At 64.4% G+C, this 23,345-nt stretch carries 24 protein-coding genes; 15 read left to right on the forward strand and 9 right to left on the reverse strand.

The features are described 5' to 3' along the window. Positions 1 to 60: 60 nt before the first annotated feature. On the forward strand, positions 61 to 1,305 hold the full coding sequence (locus WDS16_RS21525) for a PPE domain-containing protein (protein ID WP_338887544.1): 1,245 nt from the start codon (positions 61 to 63) through the stop codon (positions 1,303 to 1,305). Next, positions 1,302 to 2,117: an ESX secretion-associated protein EspG gene (locus WDS16_RS21530; protein ID WP_338887547.1), complete on the forward strand. Its 816-nt coding sequence runs from the start codon at positions 1,302 to 1,304 to the stop codon at positions 2,115 to 2,117. The genes WDS16_RS21525 and WDS16_RS21530 overlap by 4 nt, the downstream gene beginning before the upstream one ends. Here WDS16_RS21530 and WDS16_RS21535 read toward each other — a convergent pair. The 3 genes from WDS16_RS21535 to WDS16_RS21545 are packed head-to-tail and all read right to left on the reverse strand — an operon-like array spanning position 2,114 to position 4,450. Beyond that, positions 2,114 to 2,779 carry a histidine phosphatase family protein gene (locus WDS16_RS21535; protein WP_338887550.1) on the reverse strand — a complete coding sequence of 222 codons (666 nt, stop codon included), beginning with the start codon at positions 2,777 to 2,779 and terminating at the stop codon, positions 2,114 to 2,116. The two genes, WDS16_RS21530 and WDS16_RS21535, sit on opposite strands and share 4 nt — an antisense overlap. After that, positions 2,776 to 3,705, reverse strand: a complete 930-nt coding sequence (gene pheA / locus WDS16_RS21540) for a prephenate dehydratase (protein WP_338887552.1) — start codon at positions 3,703 to 3,705, stop codon at positions 2,776 to 2,778. The genes WDS16_RS21535 and pheA overlap by 4 nt, the downstream gene beginning before the upstream one ends. A gap of 10 nt (positions 3,706 to 3,715) precedes the next feature. After that, on the reverse strand, positions 3,716 to 4,450 hold the full coding sequence (locus WDS16_RS21545; protein WP_338887554.1) for a hypothetical protein: 735 nt from the start codon (positions 4,448 to 4,450) through the stop codon (positions 3,716 to 3,718). Positions 4,451 to 4,557: 107 nt separating this feature from the next. On the opposite strand from WDS16_RS21545, the gene WDS16_RS21550 reads away from it, so the two are divergent. From WDS16_RS21550 to WDS16_RS21570, 5 genes are all read left to right on the forward strand, one after another. Beyond that, positions 4,558 to 5,325 (forward strand): DUF2470 domain-containing protein, encoded by a 768-nt coding sequence (locus WDS16_RS21550; RefSeq protein WP_338887556.1) that lies wholly within the window; start codon positions 4,558 to 4,560, stop codon positions 5,323 to 5,325. Next, complete coding sequence (locus tag WDS16_RS21555) at positions 5,289 to 6,146, forward strand: CPBP family intramembrane glutamic endopeptidase (protein WP_422395693.1); 858 nt, start codon at positions 5,289 to 5,291, stop codon at positions 6,144 to 6,146. The genes WDS16_RS21550 and WDS16_RS21555 overlap by 37 nt, the downstream gene beginning before the upstream one ends. Positions 6,147 to 6,485: 339 nt before the next feature. Continuing rightward, on the forward strand, positions 6,486 to 7,694 hold the full coding sequence (locus WDS16_RS21560) for an LCP family protein (protein WP_338893563.1): 1,209 nt from the start codon (positions 6,486 to 6,488) through the stop codon (positions 7,692 to 7,694). Positions 7,695 to 7,724: 30 nt separating this feature from the next. Next, positions 7,725 to 8,267 (forward strand): ferritin, encoded by a 543-nt coding sequence (locus WDS16_RS21565; RefSeq protein WP_338887560.1) that lies wholly within the window; start codon positions 7,725 to 7,727, stop codon positions 8,265 to 8,267. A gap of 111 nt (positions 8,268 to 8,378) precedes the next feature. After that, positions 8,379 to 8,933, forward strand: a complete 555-nt coding sequence (locus WDS16_RS21570; RefSeq protein WP_338887562.1) for a ferritin — start codon at positions 8,379 to 8,381, stop codon at positions 8,931 to 8,933. Between the two features lie 107 nt (positions 8,934 to 9,040). Here the strand turns inward: WDS16_RS21570 and WDS16_RS21575 are convergent, their stop codons facing one another. The 4 genes from WDS16_RS21575 to WDS16_RS21590 all read right to left on the reverse strand — a co-directional run bounded on the left by WDS16_RS21575 (position 9,041) and on the right by WDS16_RS21590 (position 12,107). Then, the gene (locus tag WDS16_RS21575; RefSeq protein WP_338887564.1) at positions 9,041 to 9,946 is read right to left on the reverse strand and encodes a DUF5926 family protein; all 906 of its coding nucleotides are present in this window, start codon (positions 9,944 to 9,946) and stop codon (positions 9,041 to 9,043) included. 48 nt (positions 9,947 to 9,994) lie between these two features. After that, positions 9,995 to 10,756: a glycerophosphodiester phosphodiesterase family protein gene (locus WDS16_RS21580; RefSeq protein ID WP_338887566.1), complete on the reverse strand. Its 762-nt coding sequence runs from the start codon at positions 10,754 to 10,756 to the stop codon at positions 9,995 to 9,997. Next, the gene (locus WDS16_RS21585) at positions 10,753 to 11,556 is read right to left on the reverse strand and encodes a DUF4328 domain-containing protein (protein WP_338887567.1); all 804 of its coding nucleotides are present in this window, start codon (positions 11,554 to 11,556) and stop codon (positions 10,753 to 10,755) included. Before WDS16_RS21585 ends, WDS16_RS21580 begins: the two co-directional genes overlap by 4 nt. 230 nt (positions 11,557 to 11,786) lie before the next feature. Next, complete coding sequence (locus WDS16_RS21590; RefSeq protein WP_422395851.1) at positions 11,787 to 12,107, reverse strand: rhodanese-like domain-containing protein; 321 nt, start codon at positions 12,105 to 12,107, stop codon at positions 11,787 to 11,789. Positions 12,108 to 12,304: 197 nt separating this feature from the next. Here WDS16_RS21590 and WDS16_RS21595 point away from each other — a divergent pair, with 197 nt between their 5' ends. After that, positions 12,305 to 13,240 (forward strand): LLM class F420-dependent oxidoreductase, encoded by a 936-nt coding sequence (locus WDS16_RS21595; RefSeq protein ID WP_338887569.1) that lies wholly within the window; start codon positions 12,305 to 12,307, stop codon positions 13,238 to 13,240. A 170-nt stretch (positions 13,241 to 13,410) separates the two neighbouring features. Further along, on the forward strand, positions 13,411 to 14,658 hold the full coding sequence (locus WDS16_RS21600) for an MlaD family protein (RefSeq protein ID WP_338887571.1): 1,248 nt from the start codon (positions 13,411 to 13,413) through the stop codon (positions 14,656 to 14,658). A gap of 9 nt (positions 14,659 to 14,667) precedes the next feature. Here the strand turns inward: WDS16_RS21600 and WDS16_RS21605 are convergent, their stop codons facing one another. Continuing rightward, on the reverse strand, positions 14,668 to 15,744 hold the full coding sequence (locus WDS16_RS21605; protein WP_338893564.1) for an acyltransferase: 1,077 nt from the start codon (positions 15,742 to 15,744) through the stop codon (positions 14,668 to 14,670). 296 nt (positions 15,745 to 16,040) lie between these two features. Between WDS16_RS21605 and WDS16_RS21610 the strand changes: the two genes are divergently transcribed. The 6 genes from WDS16_RS21610 (at position 16,041) to WDS16_RS21635 (ending at position 21,527) form a co-directional block, all read left to right on the forward strand. Beyond that, the gene (locus WDS16_RS21610) at positions 16,041 to 16,664 is read left to right on the forward strand and encodes a superoxide dismutase (protein WP_338887574.1); all 624 of its coding nucleotides are present in this window, start codon (positions 16,041 to 16,043) and stop codon (positions 16,662 to 16,664) included. Positions 16,665 to 16,905: 241 nt separating this feature from the next. Then, positions 16,906 to 17,433 carry a peptidase gene (locus WDS16_RS21615; RefSeq protein ID WP_338887576.1) on the forward strand — a complete coding sequence of 176 codons (528 nt, stop codon included), beginning with the start codon at positions 16,906 to 16,908 and terminating at the stop codon, positions 17,431 to 17,433. Between the two features lie 223 nt (positions 17,434 to 17,656). Continuing rightward, a complete protein-coding gene (locus tag WDS16_RS21620; RefSeq protein WP_338887578.1) occupies positions 17,657 to 18,367 on the forward strand; it encodes a TMEM165/GDT1 family protein in 711 nt (236 codons plus the stop codon). Between the two features lie 38 nt (positions 18,368 to 18,405). Next, positions 18,406 to 19,587: an ATP-binding protein gene (locus tag WDS16_RS21625; protein ID WP_338887580.1), complete on the forward strand. Its 1,182-nt coding sequence runs from the start codon at positions 18,406 to 18,408 to the stop codon at positions 19,585 to 19,587. Continuing rightward, positions 19,584 to 20,612: a hypothetical protein gene (locus tag WDS16_RS21630; RefSeq protein WP_338887581.1), complete on the forward strand. Its 1,029-nt coding sequence runs from the start codon at positions 19,584 to 19,586 to the stop codon at positions 20,610 to 20,612. The genes WDS16_RS21625 and WDS16_RS21630 overlap by 4 nt, the downstream gene beginning before the upstream one ends. Positions 20,613 to 20,759: 147 nt before the next feature. Next, complete coding sequence (locus tag WDS16_RS21635) at positions 20,760 to 21,527, forward strand: SDR family NAD(P)-dependent oxidoreductase (protein ID WP_338887583.1); 768 nt, start codon at positions 20,760 to 20,762, stop codon at positions 21,525 to 21,527. A 111-nt stretch (positions 21,528 to 21,638) separates the two neighbouring features. On the opposite strand, the gene WDS16_RS21640 is transcribed toward WDS16_RS21635, so the two are convergent. Then, positions 21,639 to 23,258 carry a TM0106 family RecB-like putative nuclease gene (locus WDS16_RS21640; RefSeq protein ID WP_338887585.1) on the reverse strand — a complete coding sequence of 540 codons (1,620 nt, stop codon included), beginning with the start codon at positions 23,256 to 23,258 and terminating at the stop codon, positions 21,639 to 21,641. Between the last annotated feature and the right edge of the window lie 87 nt (positions 23,259 to 23,345).

A 23,345-nucleotide genomic window follows, 5' to 3' on the forward strand; every position in this document is an offset into this window, starting at 1 on the left:
CCTCACCCTCACGACGAAACGATCGGGAGCGGCACACGTGATCCACAGGGGAGAAAACAGATGACACTCGGCGTAACCGGTGTGGTGTGGTTACCGCGTACCGCGACGGTCAACTCGGCGTCGCTGCTGGCAGGCGCGGGGCCGGCCCCGCTCGCTGCTGCGTCCGGAGCCTGGCAGTCCGTCGCGGTGGCCTACACCGACGCGTCGATCACCGTAGGTCGCGTGATAGCGGTGCTGGCAGCGGGATGGGAAGGCGAAGCAGCCAACGCCGCGCAAGAGCGCCTCGGCGGCTTTCTGACGTGGACGCAAAGTGTGGCGGCTAAGTCAGCACAAGTGTCCGGGCTGGCGGCCGGAGAGGCGGCTGCGTATGCAACCGCTGCGTTGGCAATGCCGAATCCCGTGGAGATCGCCGCGGTCAAGTCGGCCAAATACACCGCGTACTCGACCGGCGGCGCTCTGAACGGAAGCGCGGAGGCCCTCGAGGTCACCGACCGCGCGCTCGACATTCGAGCAGCGATAGTGATGGAGGCCTACGAGGCTGCAACGACGCCATTGGCAGTGCAGGTCTCGTTCGATCATCCACCTGAGATCGTCAACGACCGCAGCGTCGACAGGTACGACAGCGAGGGCCGCCCTATCGCCGACTCCACGTCTTACTCGGAGACCGACATATTCGGGTTCAGCACCCGCACCTCGCCTGCGCAGGCTGCCGTCGCGGCCGCCACCGCTGCCCTGCAGAATCCGGCATTGGCCAGTGCCGCCGGACAGATCGCCAGCACCGCCGGGTCGGTTGCCGGTTCCTCGGTGACGTCGGTGGCATCCGCGGCGTCGAACATCGGTAGCGCAGCGGCGTCCACTCTGATGGGTTCGGGCGCCGCCGGGCAGGGCGGGTCGTCGGCGCCGATCCGGGCCGAATCCACGTCCACCGGACCAGCGGCGACACGAGCAGTCTCTGCTGGCTCATTCGCGAGCACAGGCGGCGGCGCGGGTCGAGGAAACGGTCTGGGCGCGTTGGGTTCATCGACGCTCGGCGGTCCGGCAGCCGGCTCCTCCGGCACGGCCGGGGGCGGCGAGCGTGCCCCCGGACTGGGGTCGGGATCCCTGTTCGGTGGGAGTCAACCGGATCCCGCAGCTGCAGCCCGCGGCGCTCACGGCGGCGCACCGATGGGCGGCAACCAATCCGGCGGAAGCGACGACGACGAGCACGAGACTCCCGGCTATCTACGACAATTCGAGCATTTTGCCGACGGCCGCACGGTGGCACCATCGGTCATCGGTGCGGAACCCGCATGGAACGATCGTTGATCGACTTGGGAACCCAGCCGGTCGGTCACACACTGCCGTCAGTCGAGTTGGATGCCGACCGGCTCGATTTCCTCGTCGACACCCTGAACATCGTCGAGTTGCCGGTGGTTCTCGACGTCTTTCCGCGATTCGCGACCTTCGAAGAGAGCAGCGACGCGCGCAGCCGCGGGCATGACCGCCTCGTCGAGGACGGGCTGATTCGCAACGGTCGGATTCACCAGGACGTGGAGGCATGGTTGCGCATTCTGGAGCAGCCACGCTGGTACGTCTCGGCCCGACTGGTGCCGCGGCCGTTCACCGACGACGCCCCCGTGGTCAGAGTGTGTCTGGCCGAGGGTGACGCCGGTACGGTCATCGCAATCAGGAACGGTGGTCCGCTCACCGTTCGGTCGGTGCGCAGCGACGCGGCCACGGAACTGATCGGCGCTCTCGGCCAAGGCCGCGCGATGGAGTTCCGCGGGCTGTCCGCGCCGACCGATCTGCTGTCCGAGGCGCTCGACGCGTCTCCCGCCGACGCAAGTGGAACGGCGGCACGGTTGACCCGGATCGGCGTAGACCAGGATGTTGCCCTCGCAGTCGCGTCGGCGATGAGCACATGCTCGGGTCATGCCGAGATCACGGCCGTCACCATTCGGTCCGGCAATCGGACGACGGGCGCGCATCCTGTGGCATTCTTCGACACTCACCGTGGCCGAATTGTGGCGACATCGAGCACGGCAGCCGACGGCCGCCGCTGGTCGACGCTGTCTGCAGGTACCGACGTGAGGATGAAGTCGGCGCTGAGGGAATTGACGGCGTACGCGAGCAGCTAGCTGATCGGATTGTCTGCGATCCGGCTGCCTTTGCCCTCGAAGGGTGGGACGAACAGGCCCCAGCGAATACAGGTCCACGTCCCACCGGCACCGGGTAGAAGTTCGATGGTCTGCGTGTTGTCCAGGTGATTGTCCGCGGCGAATCCACCGTCGACACCTCCCAACACCGCGGCCACCAGCCTGATGGCTGCGCCGTGGCTGACCACCACCACATCGGGAGCGTCGGCGTCCGTCAGGAATTCCTCGCGCAGGCCGTCGAGCACTGGAACGTACCGATCCAGCACCGACCGGCCGCTGTCACCGCCGGGCACACGAGCGTCGAGATCGCCCGAGTGCCAACGCCCGTAGATCTCGGTGAACCCTTTGTGCGCGACATCGTCGACCCGGCCCTCCCAATGGCCCGCCTGCGTTTCGTGGATGCCCTCACGTTGCCGATATTCGACGGATGTCGCGGCGGCGATGTGCTCGGCAGTCTGAACAGCTCGCAGCGCGAACGAAGACACCACGATGCCCACCGGCGTTTCGGAGATAGATGCTCCGTAGCGGCGTGCCTGCTCGTGGCCGTGCTCGGTCAGGGACGCCCCGGGAAGACTGGTGTCGAGGACTTTGTCCACGTTCGAGAATGTCTGTCCGTGGCGCACGAGTACGAGCTTCCCCGTCATCGGTCCCCCTCTCCTTTGCGAAGCCTGTTCAGCCAATCGATCTCCTCGTCCAACGACGGAGGACGACGTCCTGTTCCCGTCGCCACCGGCCAGGAGCCGAGGAACCTGAGTTGCATCTTTCGGCGCAGCGCGCGCATTGCCTCGCCCATGGCCGGGTCGTCGATGTGACCCGCACAGTCGACGTAGAACCAGTAGGTGCCGAATTGCGTTCTCGTAGGCCGTGATTCGATACGGGTGAGATCGATATCGCGAATCCCCAACTCCCCCAGCGCCGCATGAAGAACTCCGGGGACATTCTCCGGCATCAGGACGAGAGCGGTGCGGTCCGCCCCGGTGCGCGGCGGCGCGGGCCGGGGCGTCGCGACGAGAACGAACCTCGTGCGGGCATTCTCGACGTCGGCGACTCCGCCTGCGAGCGTCGAGAGCCCCAACAACTCGCCCGCGAGCGGGGTCGACACGGCCGCATCGGCGAGACCGTCAGCAACGTCCTGCGCCGCAGCCGCATTCGAGGACGCGAACTGTACTTCCGCGTCGGGGATGTTCGTTTCCAGCCACACTCGAACCTGAGCCGCCGCAATGGGATACGCCCGTACGCTCCGCACGTCCGTCAACTCGATCCCACGCGCGCCGAGAATCGAGAATGCGACGTCCACCTCGGTCTCGGCGACTATCTGCAGCCTGCTGCCGACACGGAGAGCGTCGATCGTCGGGGAAACCGAGCCCTCGACGGAGCTTTCGATCGGCACCACCGCTGCATCGACGTCGCCCTTGCGGACGGCGTCGAGAGAGGCAGGCGGGCTCGACAGTGGAACTCGCTCGATCGGGCCGACGAAACCGAGCTCGGCAAGCACCCCGTCGGCCTCGAACTGGCCGAGAGCCATCTCGGTGAACGTTCCCGACGGACCGAAATACGCGATTCTTGGCACGCAGACGAGATTACGTGGTCGGCGGCGGACCGTCTGGCGAGAACGGTCGAACCAGTTGTGCAGCCACGAGTTCGCGATGGGCGGAGGCAGCGTCGTCGATCTCGATTCCGAGCAGAACGGTGCGCAGCGCCTCGGCGGCCTCCGGCCGCAGCCTTGCCAAAGATCCGAGGTTGGGATCGGACAGTGCGGTCTGGATATCGTCCCCGCGTAGTGCAGCGACCGTCGCCGAGAGAACTGCGAGCACGTCCTGTCCGTTGCCAGCCCGTGCGCACACACCTACGTCGGCGTGCGCGACTACGGCGAGGATGTCGGCGATGTGACGCGGCGAAGCCGACGCCGCGAAGCCGGGCGTGCGGTGCGCGTCGACAATGACGGTAACGAGATCCATCAGCGATGCGTCCGTCAGCTCGGGAAAGATCACCAGCGGCGACGGCAATCGCAGTCGAGTCGCTTCCTCGACCGTGTCGGCGTCGACGTCGATGTGGAAGCGGGCGACCTCATAGGTGGCAGCACCTCCGCTTAGCTCCGCGGGATCGATATCGAGATCCACGACGATCCTGCCCAGATCGATGCCCGACGGCAGTGCCGCCAACACCGATGCAGCCACCACCGGTGGGCCCGCTGTGAGGGCGGAGTGCCGCCCGTTGAGTTCGTCGATGTTTCGACAGCGCTGATGCAGCAGTCCCGCGACAAGAGCCTGCGGTTCGGGCCGATGGGGGACGCCCAGGGTCAAGGGAACGGACACTCGACACACGCTAGCGCGGATTGGATTTCGTCCAGCACTTGCGATACAGCCAAGTGTCAACTAACTTAGGTTTGCCTCACCTACTAGCTACCGCATCGGAGGAGCCCATGCTCGGCGCCACGACTACCGGACCGTCCACCGCAGAAAGAGTTCGCAGCGCATGTGCGCGCGCAGAAGATGCGGCGTTGGCGATCGAGGGCAGCGATCCTGTTCTGACAACTCTTCATCACCTTCGTTCCAACGGCGAGATAGTTCTGGCAGTACCGACCGAATCCGCGGCAGGCGTCATTGCGTGGCGCTCGACCCGTGCGGGCGTTCCGGCGGTCCTCGAACTGACCGATCATGCACCGCTGCCGCTGCGTGAACCGGTCCGATCGCTCGTCTGGCTGCGCGGCGAACTGCGTCCTGTCCCAGCATCACTCATGCGTCCGATGGCGGCCGCAGTAGCCGCCGAGCATCCGCATGGCGCGTTGCTCGACGTCGGACACAGCACCGTTCTCCTTCGACTTATCCTCTCCTCCGCCGTCGTCGCCGACAGCACCGGAGCCGAGCCTGTCGCCGTGGAAGATCTGCTCGCGGCCACCCCCGATCCGTTCTGGGAGATGGAAACCAGCTGGCTCCAGCACCTCGACGAGGACCACACCGATCTCGTCAACCAGCTTGCGCGACGCCTCCCGCCATCGCTCCGGCAGGGACGCATCAGGCCGCTGGGCATCGACCGCTACGGCATTCGACTGAGGATCGAAAGCGACTACGGCGACAACGATGTACGCCTGGGCTTCGCCGAACCTGTCGACGACACGATGGCGCTCAGTCGAGCGATTCGAGTGCTCGCCGGATGCCCCTTCCTCAATGGGCTGCGCGCAAGGAGCTAGCCCATACTTGTTCGGTGATCGATGTGAAGGGTTGGATCAAACCCGACAAGCGAGATGACGGCCCTCCACTGGGCCCGGGTGAACGACGCGCGATCATCATCGAGATCTCCGTCGTCCTACTGGTCACATTCGGCCTCAGCGGCCTGAGCAGCATCCTCTCGCTCGTCGAGGACGCGTTGCTCGCCGGCAGCCTCGCCGACCAGACCGTCGCGCTGAACACGTCGAGTTCCTCGCTCGGCATCATCGACCTGCTCTACCAGGTTCTACGGATACTCCGGCTGTGCGCGTGGGGCGCGCTCGGGCTCTACCTCCTCTGGCGTGCCGGGCTCGGACCGCGGCTGGTCGGCCTCGGAAGGCCTCGTGCCAAGACAGACCTTCTGCAAGGACTGGGTCTCGCGGCGTTGATCGGCCTGCCGGGCCTGCTCTTCTACCTCGTCGGGAACGCAGTCGGCCTCAACCTCACCGTCGTACCGAGCACGATCGACGACCACTGGTGGCGCATCCCCGCCCTGATCGCCTACGCATTCGCGAACTCTGGGGCCGAGGAGATAATCGTCGTCGCCTACCTGATCTCGAGGTTGCGCCGTCTCGGGATGGGCGAAAACTCGTCGCTGCTGCTGTCGGCGCTGCTCCGCGGGTCCTACCACCTGTATCAAGGCCTAGGCGCGGGCGTCGGGAATCTGCTCATGGGACTCGTGTTCGGCCGCTACTGGCAGAAGACGAACCGCCTCTGGCCGCTGCTGATCGCGCATGCGCTCATCGACATCGTCGCCTTCGTCGGTTACACCCTCCTGCGTGACCATCTGTCGTGGCTGCCATAGCGTCCGCTGGGAGCCTCCTCGCCGCCTTCGGCTATGTACAGTCGATCCGTGAGCGACGACCAGCATGATCGCCGGAACCCCGGACAGGGTCCTCCGCCAGGCCGTCGAACATCCCCGCCCGCCGGCCGAGGCGACCAACCGCCCGCCGGCCGAGGCGACCAACCGCCCGCCGGCCGAGGCAACCAACCGCCCGCCGGCCGAGGCAACCAACCGCCCGCCGGCCGAGACAACCAGCACCCTCCCGGCTATCGCCCGCCCGCACCCGGTCAGCGACCACCCGGGCATCGCCCACCACCACCGGGATATCGGCCACCTCCGCTTCCTCCCGAGGGGACTGCGATCATCCGCCGCGACGGCCGTCCGACGCCTCCCGGCCAGCAGGCATGGTCACAAGCACCCGAACCTGGTGCCGTCGCGCGCGGGCCGAACCCAACCCAGCAGTATCGACCGAACGAGCGCAACGAGTACGCGCCGACGCAGACTCCCCAGCCTTATACCGAGCGCTCGACTCCCGAAGCTCAGCCCCCTCGTCGACGGCCACCACCCCCGGAACGCGCGCTACGACGCCCGGCTCCCGCCAAACCGCCACGTCAACGCAAGAAGCGGCGTTGGGGCAGACGGTTCGGACTGACGTTTCTGGCTCTGCTGTTGGTCTTCGGTGGTCTCGTCTATTACGTCGACAGCTCGCTGACACGGGTCGATGCGCTGAGTGATTACGACGGTCGAATCGCCGATACCCCCGGCACCAACTGGTTGCTCGTCGGCTCGGACTCGCGGACCGGTCTGACCCCGGAGGAGGAGGCAGCGCTGTCGACCGGGGGCGAGACCGGACCCAGCCGGACCGACACGATCATCCTCATCCACATTCCCGAGGGTGGCGGCTCGACGACGATGGTGAGTCTGCCGCGCGACTCGTACGTGTCCATTCCTGGATACGGCCAGGACAAGCTCAATGCAGCGTTCGCGTTCGAAGGCGCGCCGCTTCTCGTCCAAACCGTCGAGGGGGCAACCGGTATCCGAATCGACCACTATGCCGAAATCGGATTCGGCGGATTCGCCGGCATCGTCGACGCGATCGGTGGCGTCGATGTCTGCCTCCAGAACGCAATTTCCGACCCCCTCGCGGGCATCGATCTTCCTGCCGGGTGCCAGGAACTCGCAGGTTCCGATGCACTCGGGTTCGTCCGGTCCCGCGCGACAGCACTCGCCGATCTCGACCGCATGAACAACCAGCGTCAGTTCATGTCGGCGCTGTTGTCGAAAGCAACGAGCCCCTCGACGTTCCTGAACCCCCTGCGCCTGTGGCCACTGGTCAAGGACACCGCGAATTCGCTGAGTGTGGACGAGGGCGACCACATCTGGAATCTCGCGGCCCTCGCCTGGGCGATGCGAAGTGACCTCGTCACGACGACTGTTCCCGTGTCGGGATTCGAGAACACCGACGTCGGCAATGTTCTGCTGTGGGACTCCGATCGCGCCTTGCAGTTCTTCGGCGCGCTTGCCGAGGATCGGCAGATTCCCGAAGACCTTCGAACGTCGGGCCCCTGATCGGCCGCCCCGAACGGTAACGTCAGCGCAATGACCACGACCGAAATCCACTCTCGATTTCACGACCTCCTGCGTGCGCAGGTCGGTCACGAATTCACGGCGTCGCAGCAGTACATCGCGATCGCGGTGTGGTTCGACACGAACGATCTTCCCCAGCTGGCCCGACGCTTCTACGCGCAGGCGAACGAAGAACGCAGCCACGCGATGATGATGATTCAGTATTTGATCGACAAGGACGTCAAGGTCGCCGTCCCCGGTGTCGGCGACGTCATCAGTGAGTTCGTGAAGATCGCTGAACCTGTCGAGCTGGCCCTCGCACAGGAAAAGATCGTCACCGAGCAGATCACGGATCTCGCGCGCACGGCACGGGAGGACGGCGACTACATCGGTGAGCAGTTCATCCAGTGGTTCCTGTCGGAGCAGGTCGAGGAAGTCGCAAGTATGCGCAGCTTGCTGAACATCGTGCACCGGGCCGGAGGACAACTGTTCGACGTCGAGGAATACGTTGCGCGCGAAACCTCGGCCCGCGTGAACCGCACCACAAACCCGCCGAAAGAGGCAGGCGCATTGTGACCAACTCGCTGGTCATAGTCAAGATTTAGGGCGGTCTTATTTAGGCAACCTAAACCTCAATAAGGGTGAACTTGGATGACAATGCCCTCTGACCAGCATAATCTCGCTTTCATGAGCGCAGACATCAGCGAAACAACACACTCCAAGTTCCACGCACTTCTGCGGGATCAGATCCGCAACGAGTTCAACGCGTCGCACCAGTACATCGCGACGGCCGTGTACTTCGACAACCACGACCTGCCGCAGCTGGCAAAGCACTTCTACGCGCAGGCGGTCGAAGAGCGCAACCACGCGATGATGATCGTCCAGTACTTCCTGGACCGAGACATCACCGTCGAACTCACCGGCGTCGATGCCGCCAAGTCCGTCTTCACCGATGCGCGTGAGCCGATCGCCCTGGCCCTCGCACAGGAGGAGACCGTCACCGAGCAGATCATCGGCCTCGCGAGCACTGCCCGCGAAGAGGGTGACTACCTGGGTGAGCAGTTCATGCAGTGGTTCCTCAAGGAGCAGGTCGAGGAAGTTGCCAGCATGAAGACGCTGCTCAACATTGCCGACCGCGCGGGCCACAACCTGTTCGATCTCGAGGAGTTCGTCGCCCGTGAGTTCGGTGGCGCTGCCGGATCCGACGCAGGTGCACCCCGCGCTGCCGGCGGTTCGATCTAAGTAGGTTCGCTGCGCTCTAGTGGCACGGTTAAGTGCACCGCAATGCACTTAACCGTGCCACTTGCGGCGGAGCCGCTGGGACATTTGCGGCGGAGCCGCTGGGCCGATCAGCGCAGAGTTACCTGGCGAGACCGCAGACCGTCACGCGATCGCCGCTGCTCGGACGTCAGCGGGGCGTCGACGCTGAGAGCCTCGGCAAGCTTGTTGCCGAATTCGATTGTGGGCGAAACCCACTCGGTCGGGTGCATCTCGGAATCGAGATCGAACACCGGAACCAGCAGGCCGTGCGTCCGGAACGAACCGGCGTACCGCGAGCCCTCTCCCAGCGAGAGATCCCCCGCAGCATGCAGACGAGCGAGAGCCAGCATCAGCTCGTCCTCGCTTTCCGGGCGAACCCACCGCAGGTGTGCCTTGTCGCCTGCATCGACCCACCAAGCAGCCGTCAATCCCTCGCCCTCCAACCGAGCCGATGGCATGATCGCCTGATTGGCACGCTCCACCGTCGCCGCGACATCTGCTGCAGGCTCGGAGTTCTCGGGGAGCCACCAGTTGAAATCCTGATGCACGGTGATATCCAGCTCGACCGTCGGATCGAGAACTTCCTTCAGCGCCGGCGTGTTTCCGTCGGGGCCTGCCGATTCGAGTGACTCACCCGGCTGCGCGATCGACGCCCAGGTGAGCGCACTGGAGAGATCGGCTGCGACGTTCGGGGAGTGCACCTGCACCTGCAAGCCCGCGAATCCCCGCACATCGCCGCTTTCCTCGCGCACCAACGCCGCTACAGCGCCGGGCAGCACCGTGGCAATCGTCATCGAACGGCCGTCGATGACGACGGGTGCCGTGGCGGACGGTACGAATTCACGCATCGCGACGAGATCGCATTCGGCTTGCACGCCCTGGAACGGACGGACCGGCGCGGCCTGAAGGCTTTCGCGCTCGGCCTCACGCTGTGCGAGCTTCGCTGCTCGGTTGCTGTCCTGCTTCGGACCACTGTTTCTTTTGCTCTTACCCACGTCCGAAACCTACACGCTGAGCATCAGGCTGGGTCACTCCGCGGGCTACTACTCGAGCCACGCCTTGGTCCGGCCGGGGTTGTTCGTCGCTATCCACCCGACGCCGAGTTCGCGGCACAGCTCGACGTCGGCCTTCTCGTCCACCGTCCAGCAGTACGTCGCGCGTCCCGACGCGGCAGCCCGATCGACTATCGACGGATGCTCGCGCAGGCTCTTGATCGACGGGCCGACTGCCGTGGCGCCGACCGTCGTCGCAGCTCCACCTCCGAGGTAGTGCGAGGTGTCGCCGAGAAGAACGGTGGGTAGCATCGGCGCCGACCGACGCACTCTCCACACCGCAGTCGGCGCGAAGGACATGATCACCGCTCGCGAGTGATCGGCGGATGCAGGCTGCGCGATACCGAAGCGGTGAAGCTCGGCCAGCACCTTGCTTTCGATGAGCGATCCGTAGCGCACCGGGTGCTTCGTCTCGATGAACAGTTTGGTTGGCTTGGAATTCCAGTCGAGCACGAGTGAAATCAGATCAGCGAGGGTCAACAGGTCGGCAGGTTCGGCACCGTCGCCGTAGTCGAAGCCTTTCAGTGTCTCGTAGTCGAGCTCACTGACGATGCCGGTGCCGGTCGAGGTTCGGTCGACTCGTCGATCGTGCACGCACACGATGTGGCCGTCGCGGGTGAGCCGGACGTCGCATTCGAGACCGTCGGCCCCCTCACGCAGCGCGAGGTCGTATGCCGCGAGGGTGTGCTCCTTCTTCTCTTCCGACGCCCCTCGATGTGCGACAACGAAAGGACCTCGCCTATCCCCACTCATGACACGGCCGCCTTCTCTGGCTGCTCCGCCGCACGTGAAGCCTCTGTTGCTACCTCTTTTGTTTCACGTGGAACCGCCGAGACATCGGAAACCGCAGTAGCACCGGGAACAGCAACGACCCATCTTGTCGGCGCGGCGCGCGCACCACCGCGCCACCGGAGACCATCGACGCTTCGCACCAGAACAAGCGTCAGAATGGCAACTACGGCGGCAGCGAGCGCAACGAACGCCGAGAACAAAACACCATTGGCCTGCGCTTGCAACGAATCCCGGAAACGCCACAGCGTCGCGGCGAGCACCAGGACCCAGTTGACGACCCACGCGGCCCACCAGATACGCACCAGGACGCGCAACCTGCCCTGGTCTGCGCGACCCCGTACGTCGACCAACTCGGTGAGGAACACGCCGGGCATGGCGAGGGAGAGCACCGGAACGAGACTTCCGACGAAGATTCCTCGGGCCCTGCGTGGATCACGCACTCCTGCGCGGTCGAATATCGACCGACGCCTGTCCACGAGCCAGCACACCGACGCAACAGCCGCCGCGATGCCGATACACACGGAAGCGACCTCGGCGAACAGCACCACTGCGTCGGACAGGACAAGCGTCGTCTGGCTTACCAACCGAGTCCGGTTGTACAGCAGGATTCCGTATCGAAAGAGCTCGGCGAACGCCGCCAGCACGAGCAGTGCGACGACGAGCACCAGCAGGCCCGAGGCCGCTCCCGCCCAGCGCTGCAGTCGTGGCTCACGCTCGATGTGAGTGGTGATCGGCCGATCGATCAGTCCCCATCGCGGCATCTCGTCGTACTTCGGGGTTCGGGAGATCCGCGGCTGCTGTGGCCGACGAGGGCGTGGGGACTTGCTTCGCGGGCGGCGAGCGACCCACTTGAAGTTTCGCTGTCCCGCCGCAGGAGCCTGTACGGAGACGGGCGACAGCAGTATGCCGTGACACCGACTGCACCACACCGCCGGACGAGTCCCGACGGGCCACCGGGTCGCACAGCGCGCACAGACCTGAAATGCGGACACTAGAAGATCCTCGCCTCCGCACCGTCGTCACGCACGATCGGACGCCCGGCTGCGTCCCAAGCGACCATGCCGCCGTCGACGTTGGTCGCCTCGTAACCGATCCGTGCCAGATACTCCACAACACGAAGCGAGCGTGCGCCTGAACGGCAGACGACGAACAGCTCTGCATCCGGTTCCACCTCACCGATACGGGAGGGAATCTCGGCCATCGGAATGTGGACGGCACCCGCAGCATGGCCGTGCTGCCATTCCTCGTCCTCGCGAACGTCGAGCAGAATCACCGACTCACTCAACTCGGCAGGGAGCTCGGCGGCGGGCACGGAGGACAGATCCGAAGCAGACACATGCTCGATCTTGTCACGCGATCGACTGGTGCTGCCACCCACGGATCGGCCGAACCGGTCGTCGAACAACAGAGGTTATCCACATTATCCACAGACCGATCCACAGAAACGGGACAAATGCAGGTTTTTATCCACAGGCCAGACCGCGTCCGACGGGCTCCTAGACTCGGAATATGCCCGCTATCGAACTACGCGTGTTCACCGAACCTCAGCAAGGTGCCACCTACGACGACCTTCTCCGCGTCGCGCAGGCGGCAGAAACGCTCGGCTACGGAGCGTTCTTCCGTTCCGATCACTACCTCGCCATGAACTCCGAGGGTCTCCCCGGTCCGACCGACGCCTGGATCACTCTGGCCGGCATCGCGCGGGAAACGTCCACCATCCGACTCGGCACCCTGGTCACCTCCGCGACGTTCCGCTACCCAGGTCCGCTCGCGATCAGCGTCGCCCAGGTCGACGCCATGAGCGGTGGTCGGGTCGATCTCGGGCTCGGCGCCGGGTGGTTCGAGGACGAACACAAGGCCTACGGCATCCCGTTCCCTGCCCTCGGTGAACGCTTCGACAAGCTGGAAGAGTCCCTAGCAGTCATCACTGGACTGTGGGAAACACCCGTGGGTCAGACCTTCTCTCACGACGGCAAGCACTTCCCCATCACCGATTCACCTGCCCTTCCCAAGCCGGTGCAATCTCCGCGCCCACCGATTCTGATCGGCGGCGGCGGCAAGAAGCGCACCCCGGCTCTGGCCGCCAAGTACGCCGACGAATTCAACATCCCCTTCGCATCACTCGACGCCACCGCGACGCAATTCGAGCGTGTACGTGCCGCGGCGACGGTAGCTGGGCGCGACCCTGAGTCGCTCGTCTACTCGGCCGCGCTCGTGCTGTGCTGCGGCAAGTCCGAGGATGAGATCGCACGACGCGCCGCGGTCATCGGACGACAGGTTTCGGAGTTGCGCGAAAACGGAGCCGCAGGCTCTCCCGCCGAATTGGTCGACAAGATCGGCCGCTTCGGCGAGCTGGGTGCATCGCGCGTCTACCTGCAGATGTTGGACCTGAGTGATCTGGATCATCTCGAGCTGGTGGCGTCGGAGGTCGTGCCACAGCTGTGACTGCACCTCGTCGGCTGCGGAACGACCGAGGAGGCATCTTATTGACACTGTGCCAATAAGATGCAAGTGTGATGGCACTCACTTCGGACACACGTCCGAATGCCCTCCCGCGCAAAGGCCCCCATGTATCCGATCCACGGGCTTCATCGGTCATCTCCCGAAGGTGACCTGTGAACGGTCGACAAGTGAAGTTCCAACTCGTCGCGCTCGCGCTGGTGGCAACTGTGGGCGTGACCTTCGTTGGAGCGAAATACGTGCGCCTGGACAATCTGCTCGGGTTCGGCCAGTACCGAGTCAGTGCGCACTTCGCGGACTCGGGCGGCATCTTTTCCAACGCCGAAGTCACCTACCGCGGTGTCCCGGTGGGGACGGTCGGCGCGCTGTCGCTGACATCCGACGGCGTCGCCGTCGAACTGCTACTGGACAACGGCGGGCCGAACATCGAAGCGTCGACGAAGGCCGTCGTCGCGAGTCGCTCGGCGATCGGCGAGCAGTACGTGGACCTACGACCGACTACCGACTCCGGCCCCTACCTCGAGGACGGTTCGGAGATCGCTGCAGCTGATACCGAAATCCCGGTTCCGGTAGAGGACCTCCTGGCCAGCACCGATCAGCTGGTCAGCTCCGTCCCGATCGCAGGTCTCGAGACGGTAGTGAGCGAGTTGGGTACCGCGTTCGACGGTCGAGGTACCGACCTGAACGTGCTCCTCGATTCGCTCGGAACACTGTCGGAGTCGGCCGATGCCGCCCTGCCACAGACTCTCGCCTTGATCCAGGACAGTCGGACAGTGCTGGATACTCAGTCGGAGCAGTCCTCCGCGATTCGCCAGTTCAGCGCCGATCTGGACCTCGTGACTGCGCAATTGAGAAGCAACGACCCCGATATACGACGCCTGATCGGCACCGCCACGGCCGCAAGCGACCAGATCGGATCGCTCATCGCCGAGGGAGGGCCGTCACTGACGTCGGTTCTCACGAACATCGAGTCGGTCACCGAGCAGATGGCGCCGAGCTCGTTCGCGCTTGTGCCGCTTCTGGCTTTTCTACCGACTCTTGCGGCGGGCGGCAGCACGGTCGTTCCCGGGGACGGCACCGCACATCTCAGCCTTGTGCTCGAAACGAACAATCCGCCCTCATGCACCATCGGATACGAACGTTCGCAGGAAATTCTGCGCGAAGAGAAGACGCAGGATCCGAACTTCGACCCGACCGAGAGCAATTATCCTCTCAATCTGGATGCCAACTGCACGACGCCGCACGGCCGCGTCACCGGCGTCCGTTCCGCGAGTCGAATCGTCTTCGTCGACCCCGAAACACCGCAACCGTGGGACGACAAGCCGAAGCTGGACCCGGAGAAGCTCAACCTGAATCCGATTGCCTCGCAGCTCGCCCCGCTGATCGGGGTCACCCCCAAGTAGCTAGGCGTCCTACGCGCGCACAGGTGCGCTTCGGAATCGGCCGTTGAGCCAGGTGGCAGCCGGCACCTCGACCCACCGATACACGACCTCCGACACGGCTGCGGTCACGAGAAAGAACGCGAGAACGGCGCCCGTCGGACCGGTGTACGGCACGACGTTCTCGTAAACCCGGTAAAGAATCAGCGTATGCACGAGGTAGATGGCATAGCTTCGCGTGCCCGTCCAGTGCACGACACGCCAATGCGCGATGCGACCGTCGTACCTCCCCAGTAGCAGGACGAGGCCGGTCACGACGATGATCGTCCACATGTACTGATCGCCCGCCCAGTAGGCGTGCACGTTCGTGGCGAGCCGTACGACCTCGACCTGCGCGAGAACCGCAAGCACCACCCACCGCCACGAGACGATCCTCGCCCAGCCGAGGTAGATGATCTGACCGAGGAACAGCGTCGGCAGCGTTGCCGCGATCTTCGACAGCATCGGCACCGACCACGGCTGCGGGATGTAGAAGTTGTACAGCAACACCACGACGCACAGCGCAGCACCGAGCAGCGGCACAAGGATCGGCCGTGTGCGAAGGACTCCACGCGCTGCGACGCAGTACAGGTAGAACAGCAGCTGCACCGTCAGAGTCCACGTGACGCCCAGGACGGCTACCTCCGGCTTCAGGAAGAACCCGCCGAGGACGAAGCTAAGCGCGGCCTCGTAGTTGCTGATGCCACTCTGCCCGCTGAACATGCCGTTGATGCCGAGCCTGACCAGGACGATGGCGAGTGCCACCGAAACCCACAGCGCCGGAACGAGCCGTGAGAGGCGGCTGACCGCGAAATCTCGTCGGGACTGCCTCATCGCCGATCTCGTGACGAGAAGCCCGGTGAGCAGCATGAAGATCGCGACACCGACGAACGAGAGATGGTTGTTGAGCCCGGCCTCCTGGATGAGGACGCGGTAGACGACGTCGATGACCCACCAGCCCTCGCCCCGATCGTCGATCAGATAGAACGAGATGTGTGAGTACAGCACGGCCAGCACCGCAATCAGCCGAAGTAAGTTGGCTCCGCCGATGTCGACGCGTGGCGCATCGATGGCCGAGTCGGCCGACTGGCTGTCGACTCGCTCGCTCGGCCTAGACAAGGGACTCACGCGGCCAGCCTAGTTTCCTGTTCATCTGCTGGACGAATCGTAGAGCCTCGCTGTGACCTCGCTGTGACCTAATTTCCGGTGTCACGCACGCGTGTTTTTATTCCGAGAAATGGATCTCGGTTACAACTGTTGCACTAGGGGTACTAATGAGATTGGGTTGAACCCGAGAGACGATCCGCAGTAGACGAGCGCGCCGTGGGATTCACGGTATGCGCTGCGTCGACAGAGAAGGGAAACACGTGTCCGAGTACACACTGCCCGACCTAGATTTCGATTACTCCGCCCTCGAGCCACACATCTCGGGCGAGATCAACGAATTGCACCACTCCAAGCACCACGCAACGTACGTCGCCGGCGCCAACACCGCGCTGGAAAAGCTTGCTACTGCCCGTGAGAACGAGGACCACGGCTCGATCTTCTTGCTCGAGAAGAACCTTGCGTTCCACCTCGGCGGCCACGTCAACCACTCCATCTGGTGGAAGAACCTCTCCCCCAACGGTGGCGACAAGCCCGAGGGCGAACTCGGCGCAGCTATCGACGACCAGTTCGGTTCGTTCGACAAGTTCCGCGCGCAGTTCACCGCAGCAGCCAACGGCCTGCAGGGCTCCGGCTGGGCTGTCCTGGGTTACGACTCGCTGGGCAAGAACCTCCTCACGTTCCAGCTTTACGATCAGCAGGCCAACGTGCCACTGGGCATCATCCCGCTGCTCCAGGTCGACATGTGGGAGCACGCCTTCTACCTGCAGTACAAGAACGTCAAGGCGGATTACGTCAAGGCGTTCTGGAATGTCGTGAACTGGGCCGACGTTCAGGCACGCTTCGAGGCAGCGACCTCGAAGACTCCGGGTCTCATCTTCCCGTAAGTTCGTTCGCTCCACTGGGCCATCGCGCACGTCGCGGTGGCCCAGTGGTGTGTTCCGACCCTGAGCGTCCGCTTGAATGCGGCTTCGACACCATCTGATCGTATGGATGGACCATTCAAGCGATAGGCAAGCCGTTAGCACTCGTACCGTCTTGTGTGCCAGCACCGTTCTGATCCATGCTTCTCCTACCCAACGTGGTGTACCAGAACTGAAGTCTGGAACGACCCAAGGGAGCTACGAGATGAACGATCGAGATCTCATCGGGGTTTCCCCTTTCCATGCCGCCGGATTACTCCGCGGATTCGTCATTTCCGGGCGGTGGCCGGACACCACCAAGGAATGGGCGCAGTTTCTCGCACTGGCGGTTCAGATCGCATCGATGCCAGGCCTGCTCGCCACGTCGACGGTCTTCGGTGCCCGGGAGGAACTCCCGGACGATCCCGCGCCGGGCACGGTGGGGCTGATTCTGGCCGAGGGACCCGTCGTGGGTGAGATGGCCGTCACACCAGGGCGCTTCGCACTTCACCAGCCACCGGCAATTCTGATGCTGCATCCACCGTCGGAAACCACTCCGACGCTCCCCGAATGTGCGGGCGCGGCCTCCGGCTGCGTGCTCCTTCCCGGGCTCCCCCATCTCGGCCTGGATCACCGCGCGGCCTGGGTGGAAGCGGAATCCGACGGCACCGTGACGTCGATGGTGAGCCGAGTCGGGCTCGACCCGATCAGCGATCCCGACACCGCAGTTTTGGCGATGCTCCTGGCGTCGTGACCGGTTCCCGTAGAACAGATTTCGGGGACCCAAACTTACTGTCGCATTGGACTTTTCGGTTGACTCCTCCTAATCTTGGTGGCAGCGAAGGGGAGTAGCCCCCAATCACTGTGTCGACATACTGGCCGTTCACACCGGCCCGGCACTGTGAACCAACTCGAGTGAGTCGAGATGGTGGGCGAGACCTTCGGTCATTCCAGACGACCGAGGAGCCTCGTACACCATGCTTTCTGCACTACTACTCAGTTTCGCTGTCATCTTCGTCGCCGAGCTGGGTGACAAGTCCCAACTCATGGCGATGACGTTTGCGCTGCGCTACAAGTGGTACGCCGTCATCGGCGGCATCACCGTCGCCACCACGGTGGTCCACCTGGTGTCGGTGGCAGTCGGTCATTTCCTCGGACTGTCGATCCCGACCGCAGCGATCTCGATCGTCGGCGGCATCGCGTTCGTCATCTTCGGCCTGTGGACTCTCAGGGGCGACAGCCTGTCCGAGGTCGAGGGCGAGAAGGCGTCGAAAGTGACGCGCTCGGCCTTCATCGCGATCGCGTCCGCGTTTTTCCTCGCCGAACTCGGCGACAAGACCATGTTGGCCACTGTCACTCTCGCCACCGACAACGACTGGGTCGGTGTCTGGATCGGGTCTACTGTCGGCATGGTTGCAGCCGACGCTCTCGCCATCGTCGTCGGCGCGGTACTGGGCAAGCACCTACCCGAGCGGGTCATCCAGTTCGGCGCGGCGATCCTCTTCTTCGTCTTCGGCGTCATGCTGTTCCTCGAAGGCATCATGCCGGGTACGGCGGCGCCCGTCATCGGCGCTGCGGTGGTATCGGCACTGTCGACCGCGATCTGGATCGCCGTCGTCCTCGTGCGCCGCCGGAAAGCGCGGCAGGCGCTGTCGTTCGAACAGCCGAATGTGTTGAACCCGAAGTAGCGCTCGTCGTAGGATTCGCCTGATAGGACCAGGGGCGTATGACTACCACAGACGAAGCTACCAACGATCATCGATCATCGGATCGGCTGCTCCGCACCATCGCCAGGTTCGTCTCGGCCGGCTATCTGGTCTATTTCGCAATTGTGCTGCCCGACTTCATCCGAACCACCTTCGTAACGGCGGCATGGTGGACTCCTGTCACGGTGATCGCCGTCTTCGGCACCGGACTGTCCATGGGCGTCGCATCGTTGGCACGGGACACACGGTGGATTCGACTCACCGGCGCGCTCGCGACTATCGCCTTCCTCGCAGCTGCGCTTTCCTGGTGGTTCGTGTGGGACAGCAGCGTCACCGACCCGAACGGCATGCCTCTAGCAACATTTCCCGGGCTGGCGGGCCTCGCGGCTGCCGCCTCGCTCCCCGCATGGCTTGCGTTCGCACAGCTGCTCGTCGCCGTCGTCTCGGTTCAATTGAGCATCAACATACTTCGCGGCCCGCTGCTCGAAGGGCCACTGTTCGCAGACATTCTGTTCGCACTGTTGTTCTGTTCCATCTTCGTTGCCGCGACTCTCGGAGTTCGCCGAACGGCCCGCATCCTCGACGACACCATCGAGTCGACGCATCGACAGGCCGCGACGGCAGCAGCGATGAGCGCACGTACCGTCGAGCGAGAGCGGTTCGACGCACTCATCCACGACGGTGTGCTGTCCTCGCTGTTGGCCGTCGCGCGCCAGGGCCGCACCGACGGCGTCGTACGCCAGACGCAACTGACACTCGCACAGCTGGATTCGCTCCGAGACAATTCGACGGCCACGTCGTTCGATGTGGCCGAAACCATAGCGCAACTCAGGTCAGCGGCGACCAACGTCGACGAGGACATCGACATCACCGTCGAATCTTGTTGCACCACCGGCTTTCCCGCCGACGTGGTGCGAACGGTCAGCGCGGCACTCGCCGAGGCGGTCAGAAACAGCGTCGAACACGCGGGACCCACCGCAGCTCGCTCGTCCACGATCGTCCTCACCGAGACGACGATGGATGTGACGTTGACCGACGACGGACTCGGATTCGATCCCACCGATGTCGCACCTCATCGCATGGGTATCGCAGTCAGCATTCTCGGCAGAATGCGCAGTCTCCGTGGAGGATCAGCCCAGGTCCTGTCCAGCCGAGGTGGCACGGGCACTGCCGTCGAACTGCACTGGACAGCACGCTCGTGACCGACGATCCCGAGGGCCAGGACATCCGTGATCTGATCGGAATGCGTTCGCGTTTCGCGTTCGCACTGGTTGCGCTGTACGTGCTGACGTGTTTCACGTGCGCGGCATCCACATTGTCCGGCGTCGTGCATCCAGGGCCGGTATTCGCCGCTGCTGCACTGTGTTCGACGGGAGCGATCGTACTGACCGCCACGGCGGGCGATCCGCTTCCGTTGCGATATGCGATTCCGGTGTCAGCGATCGGACCGCTGAGTTGCGGGCTGGTGTTCAGCGTGATCCCGGCACCTCCCAGCAGCACACTGCAAACCTGGACACTCGGCACCAGCGTCGCCCTCTACACGGTGATGTGCGTTCGCGGACGCACTCCGTTTGCGTGGATGGGCTTTGTAGCGACTGCGGGAGTGACCTTGTGGTGGTGCGTCTCGACCGGCCAAGGTGTGGGCCGCGGAATATCACACGGGGTGGTCAACACCGCACCCCTGCTGATGTCGAGCTTCTTCGCGTACACGCTTCGCCCGCTGAGCCGATCGATCTTCGAACTACGCCGCCGGTCGACCGCCCGTGTGGCTTTCGAGGCAGCCGCTGCCGCAGTCCTGGACGAGCGCGACTCGCAACTCGAACGCCTCGACGAGATGGCACGCCCCTTGCTCGAGCGGACCGTCAACGGTCCGGACCTGTCCGCCGAAGAGGTTCTGGCGTGCACGTTGCTCGAAGCCGAGCTGAGGGACTCGTTGCGTGCACGGGCGCTCGTCGACCCTCGCCTTCGGCAGTCGGTTCGCACCGCACGTGGCCGCGGCGTCAACGTGGTGCTCCTCGACGATCGTGCCGAAGACCTGGCGCCGGGCGTACGTGACGCGCTGGTCACGTCGACGGCCGAACACATCGATCGGATCGACCACGGATCGGCGACGATCCGACTTCTCCCGGCGGGGCGCCCCCTACTCGCCACCATGCTGGTCGACGCCGGGGAAACCTACCGAATCGAGTACGAGCACGATGGCAGCATCGCCGAGGCCGCGCACTAGCGCATCGAAGTGAGTGATCCACGTCATTTGCCACCCTCGGTCGGTCAGAGCTCACTGCCCTGCGGTTATGGTGCAATGCGAGTCCTGGGCGGTCGGCGCTCTTCGGTTGCGCCGGGCGTCCATCGCCCTAGTCGAGGAGATGTGTACGTGGAAATTTCGGGAACAGCAGCATTGGTCACCGGAGGGGCGTCAGGCCTCGGAGCGGCGACGGCCAAGCGCCTCGCCGACGCCGGGGTCACGGTATTCGGCCTCGACCTGGCCCAGTCGATCGAACGGGCAGGTGACAACGTTCCCGACGGCGTGACCCTGATTCCAGCCGATGTGACCAGCGAAGAAGAGGTCGAGGCCGCGCTCGACAAGATCACCGAGTCGGGTGTCCCGCTGCGCATCGTCGTCAACTGCGCCGGCGTCGGCTGGGCGGGACGAATCCTGTCGAAGAAGGGCCCGCACGACCTGGAGCTCTTCCGCACAGTCATCACGATCAACCTGCTGGGCACGTTCAACGTCATGCGCCTGGCCGCGAACCGCATGCAGTCGTTGTCGACGGTCGACGACGCTGGCCAGCGAGGCGTCATCGTCAACACCGCGTCGGTCGCAGCGTTCGAAGGGCAGATCGGCCAGATCGCCTACACCGCGTCGAAGGGTGGCGTCCACGCGATGACCATCACCGCTGCTCGCGATCTCGCCCAGGTCGGCATCCGCGTCAACACGATCGCCCCCGGCATCGTCGACACTCCTATGCTCGCGGGCGTCACCGAGGAGTACCGCAAGGGCCTCGAAGCCAGTGTGCCGTTCCCGTCACGCCTGGCTCAGCCGACCGAGTACGCCCAGCTGGTCCAGATGATCGCCGAACACGACTACCTCAACGGTGAGACGATCCGGATGGACGGCGCGATCCGGATGGCGCCGCGGTAGGTAGTTTCCGCTCCTGACCACCGCTTGAATGGTTCATCCATACGATCGAATAGCTAGTGAGTGACATTCAAGCGGTGGGCACGGGCGTTGGGGCGGGCTAGGAGCTCAGGCCTACCCGACGCGCAGTGACTCGAGCGTCGGGATCTCGACCTCGGCGCGATCACTCATCCACTCTCGCAGCACCTTGGTGGCCTGGACGTCGTCCTCGTTGTAGACCAGAAGCCGCTCACGCTGGGAGAGGTCGGGCTCTGCGTCGTAGCCGACCGCGTCGCGGTACCACCCCATCGATGCTTCGCCACCGGCTTCGTCGTCTCGCCACTGGAAGCCGGCGATCGGCGCAATCTTCTTGAGCCCCTTACCGTTCGGGCAGATGAACTGATCGCTGACGGTCTGGTAGATGTCCACCCACTGCTCGCTGTCGATGAACTCGCGAATCTCCGCTTCGGTCGGGACGCCGGGAACGTCGCCGAACCGTCGGGCCGAGTCGAGGAGCCACTTGTCCTCCGCTTGACGCGAATAGCAGTATGCCGCAAAGGTTTTACCGCGTGCGGCGGCATCGGCCCGCTTCCCCATCAACCAGCCCCAGAATTCGGCGAAGGAGCGGCCCTCGTCGTCGGTAGGCAGCGGATCCCACGTGACGAACCCGCGATACACCGGTGGTGGGCCGCCTACCTCGGTGAGCAGCGTGCCCCACAGGTAGGCACCGTGTTCCTGGTAACTCTCCATGTCCACGTCTACCTCGACGTCGGCCCTGTGCACGACGACGTTGTCGGTTCGACGCAGCAGCGGGACATCGGCTCGCCACGCTGTCGCTGCCGCCACGGCGTCGTCGAAACTGCCGAACGGCCAGTTGTCCGGTTCGGGGCCGGTCCACCTCGCGAGCTCGTCGATGGTGGATACGCCGCTCTCCCGCAACACCTCGGCTCGCATTCCCGACGCCACGAGCGATACATCGCGGGTGGCTGCGAGCTGAGGCTTGCAGTCGGTCCACCACGAACACGAACGGCATTCGCTCACCTGGGATGGAACGGTGTAGGTCTCACCGCGAGCGATGGCGAGTCGGTCGGCGAAACGGGAGTCGTACTCCCCGAGGACCGCATTCAGATCGTGCACGAGAATGCACTCGGCGCGATACCCGACCGCCCCTCCGACCGCGTTCTCGGACGCCAAGCCCTCGAAATCGAGCATGCGATGAAGGTGGGCGAGACGCAGTTGGTCCCGAAGCTGACTGCGAACTTTGCGCGTCTCGTCGACGCCCGGCGCCCAGTCTGTCAACGGCGACGTCACCGCTCCTCGGCCCGGATCGGTGACCTTGTGATTGACGACGATGATGGGGATGTAGCCAGTGCCCGACGGCGCTCTCATCAGCAGCTCGCTGCGCCCACGACGCCCAGTGTCACGCTCGGCGGGCAACACGGCGTTCCAGATCCACGGCTCTCCGCGCCTGCACGCGGCGAGCGTGCGCTCGGAGGCCGTCCTGGCGTCCGTGGCGTCGATCTCGACCCACCCGTCGAGCTCAGCCGCGAACAACGCACGAATGGCCTCGCGGTGCGCCTGCGCGGCCTCGCGGCGCTGCCGAACTCCCGGGTTCTCCGGCTCGCGGCGCTGCAATGCGGAGTACGCGGTGTCCAGGTACAGCCGGTGTCTGCATCGGGTGAGAGATCCGGCGTCGATGAGTACCGACGGCTCTCTCCCAGACGACACTCGCGCCGCGACGGGCTGGCTGTTCACAGTCCCGAGCCTATGTCCCCCTACCGACACGCCCGATGCGACCCACCGTCGCGAACCGATAGGCTGTATCGAAGCCAGCGCGAATGC

Source organism: Rhodococcus sovatensis (genome assembly GCF_037327425.1).
Taxonomy (GTDB): domain Bacteria; phylum Actinomycetota; class Actinomycetes; order Mycobacteriales; family Mycobacteriaceae; genus Rhodococcoides; species Rhodococcoides sovatense.

Excerpts from the sequence above, each read along its gene's own strand:
- WDS16_RS21565 (WP_338887560.1), top strand. The coding sequence starts at position 7,725 with ATGACCACGACCGAAATCCACTCTCGATTTCACGACCTCCTGCGTGCG.
- WDS16_RS21595 (WP_338887569.1), top strand. The coding sequence starts at position 12,305 with ATGCCCGCTATCGAACTACGCGTGTTCACCGAACCTCAGCAAGGTGCC.
- WDS16_RS21615 (WP_338887576.1), top strand. The coding sequence starts at position 16,906 with ATGAACGATCGAGATCTCATCGGGGTTTCCCCTTTCCATGCCGCCGGA.
- WDS16_RS21525 (WP_338887544.1), top strand. The coding sequence starts at position 61 with ATGACACTCGGCGTAACCGGTGTGGTGTGGTTACCGCGTACCGCGACG.
- WDS16_RS21620 (WP_338887578.1), top strand. The coding sequence starts at position 17,657 with ATGCTTTCTGCACTACTACTCAGTTTCGCTGTCATCTTCGTCGCCGAG.
- WDS16_RS21625 (WP_338887580.1), top strand. The coding sequence starts at position 18,406 with ATGACTACCACAGACGAAGCTACCAACGATCATCGATCATCGGATCGG.
- WDS16_RS21585 (WP_338887567.1), bottom strand. The coding sequence starts at position 11,556 with ATGCCGCGATGGGGACTGATCGATCGGCCGATCACCACTCACATCGAG.
- WDS16_RS21550 (WP_338887556.1), top strand. The coding sequence starts at position 4,558 with ATGCTCGGCGCCACGACTACCGGACCGTCCACCGCAGAAAGAGTTCGC.
- WDS16_RS21580 (WP_338887566.1), bottom strand. The coding sequence starts at position 10,756 with ATGAGTGGGGATAGGCGAGGTCCTTTCGTTGTCGCACATCGAGGGGCG.
- WDS16_RS21570 (WP_338887562.1), top strand. The coding sequence starts at position 8,379 with ATGAGCGCAGACATCAGCGAAACAACACACTCCAAGTTCCACGCACTT.
- WDS16_RS21535 (WP_338887550.1), bottom strand. The coding sequence starts at position 2,779 with ATGACGGGGAAGCTCGTACTCGTGCGCCACGGACAGACATTCTCGAAC.
- WDS16_RS21555 (WP_422395693.1), top strand. The coding sequence starts at position 5,289 with ATGCCCCTTCCTCAATGGGCTGCGCGCAAGGAGCTAGCCCATACTTGT.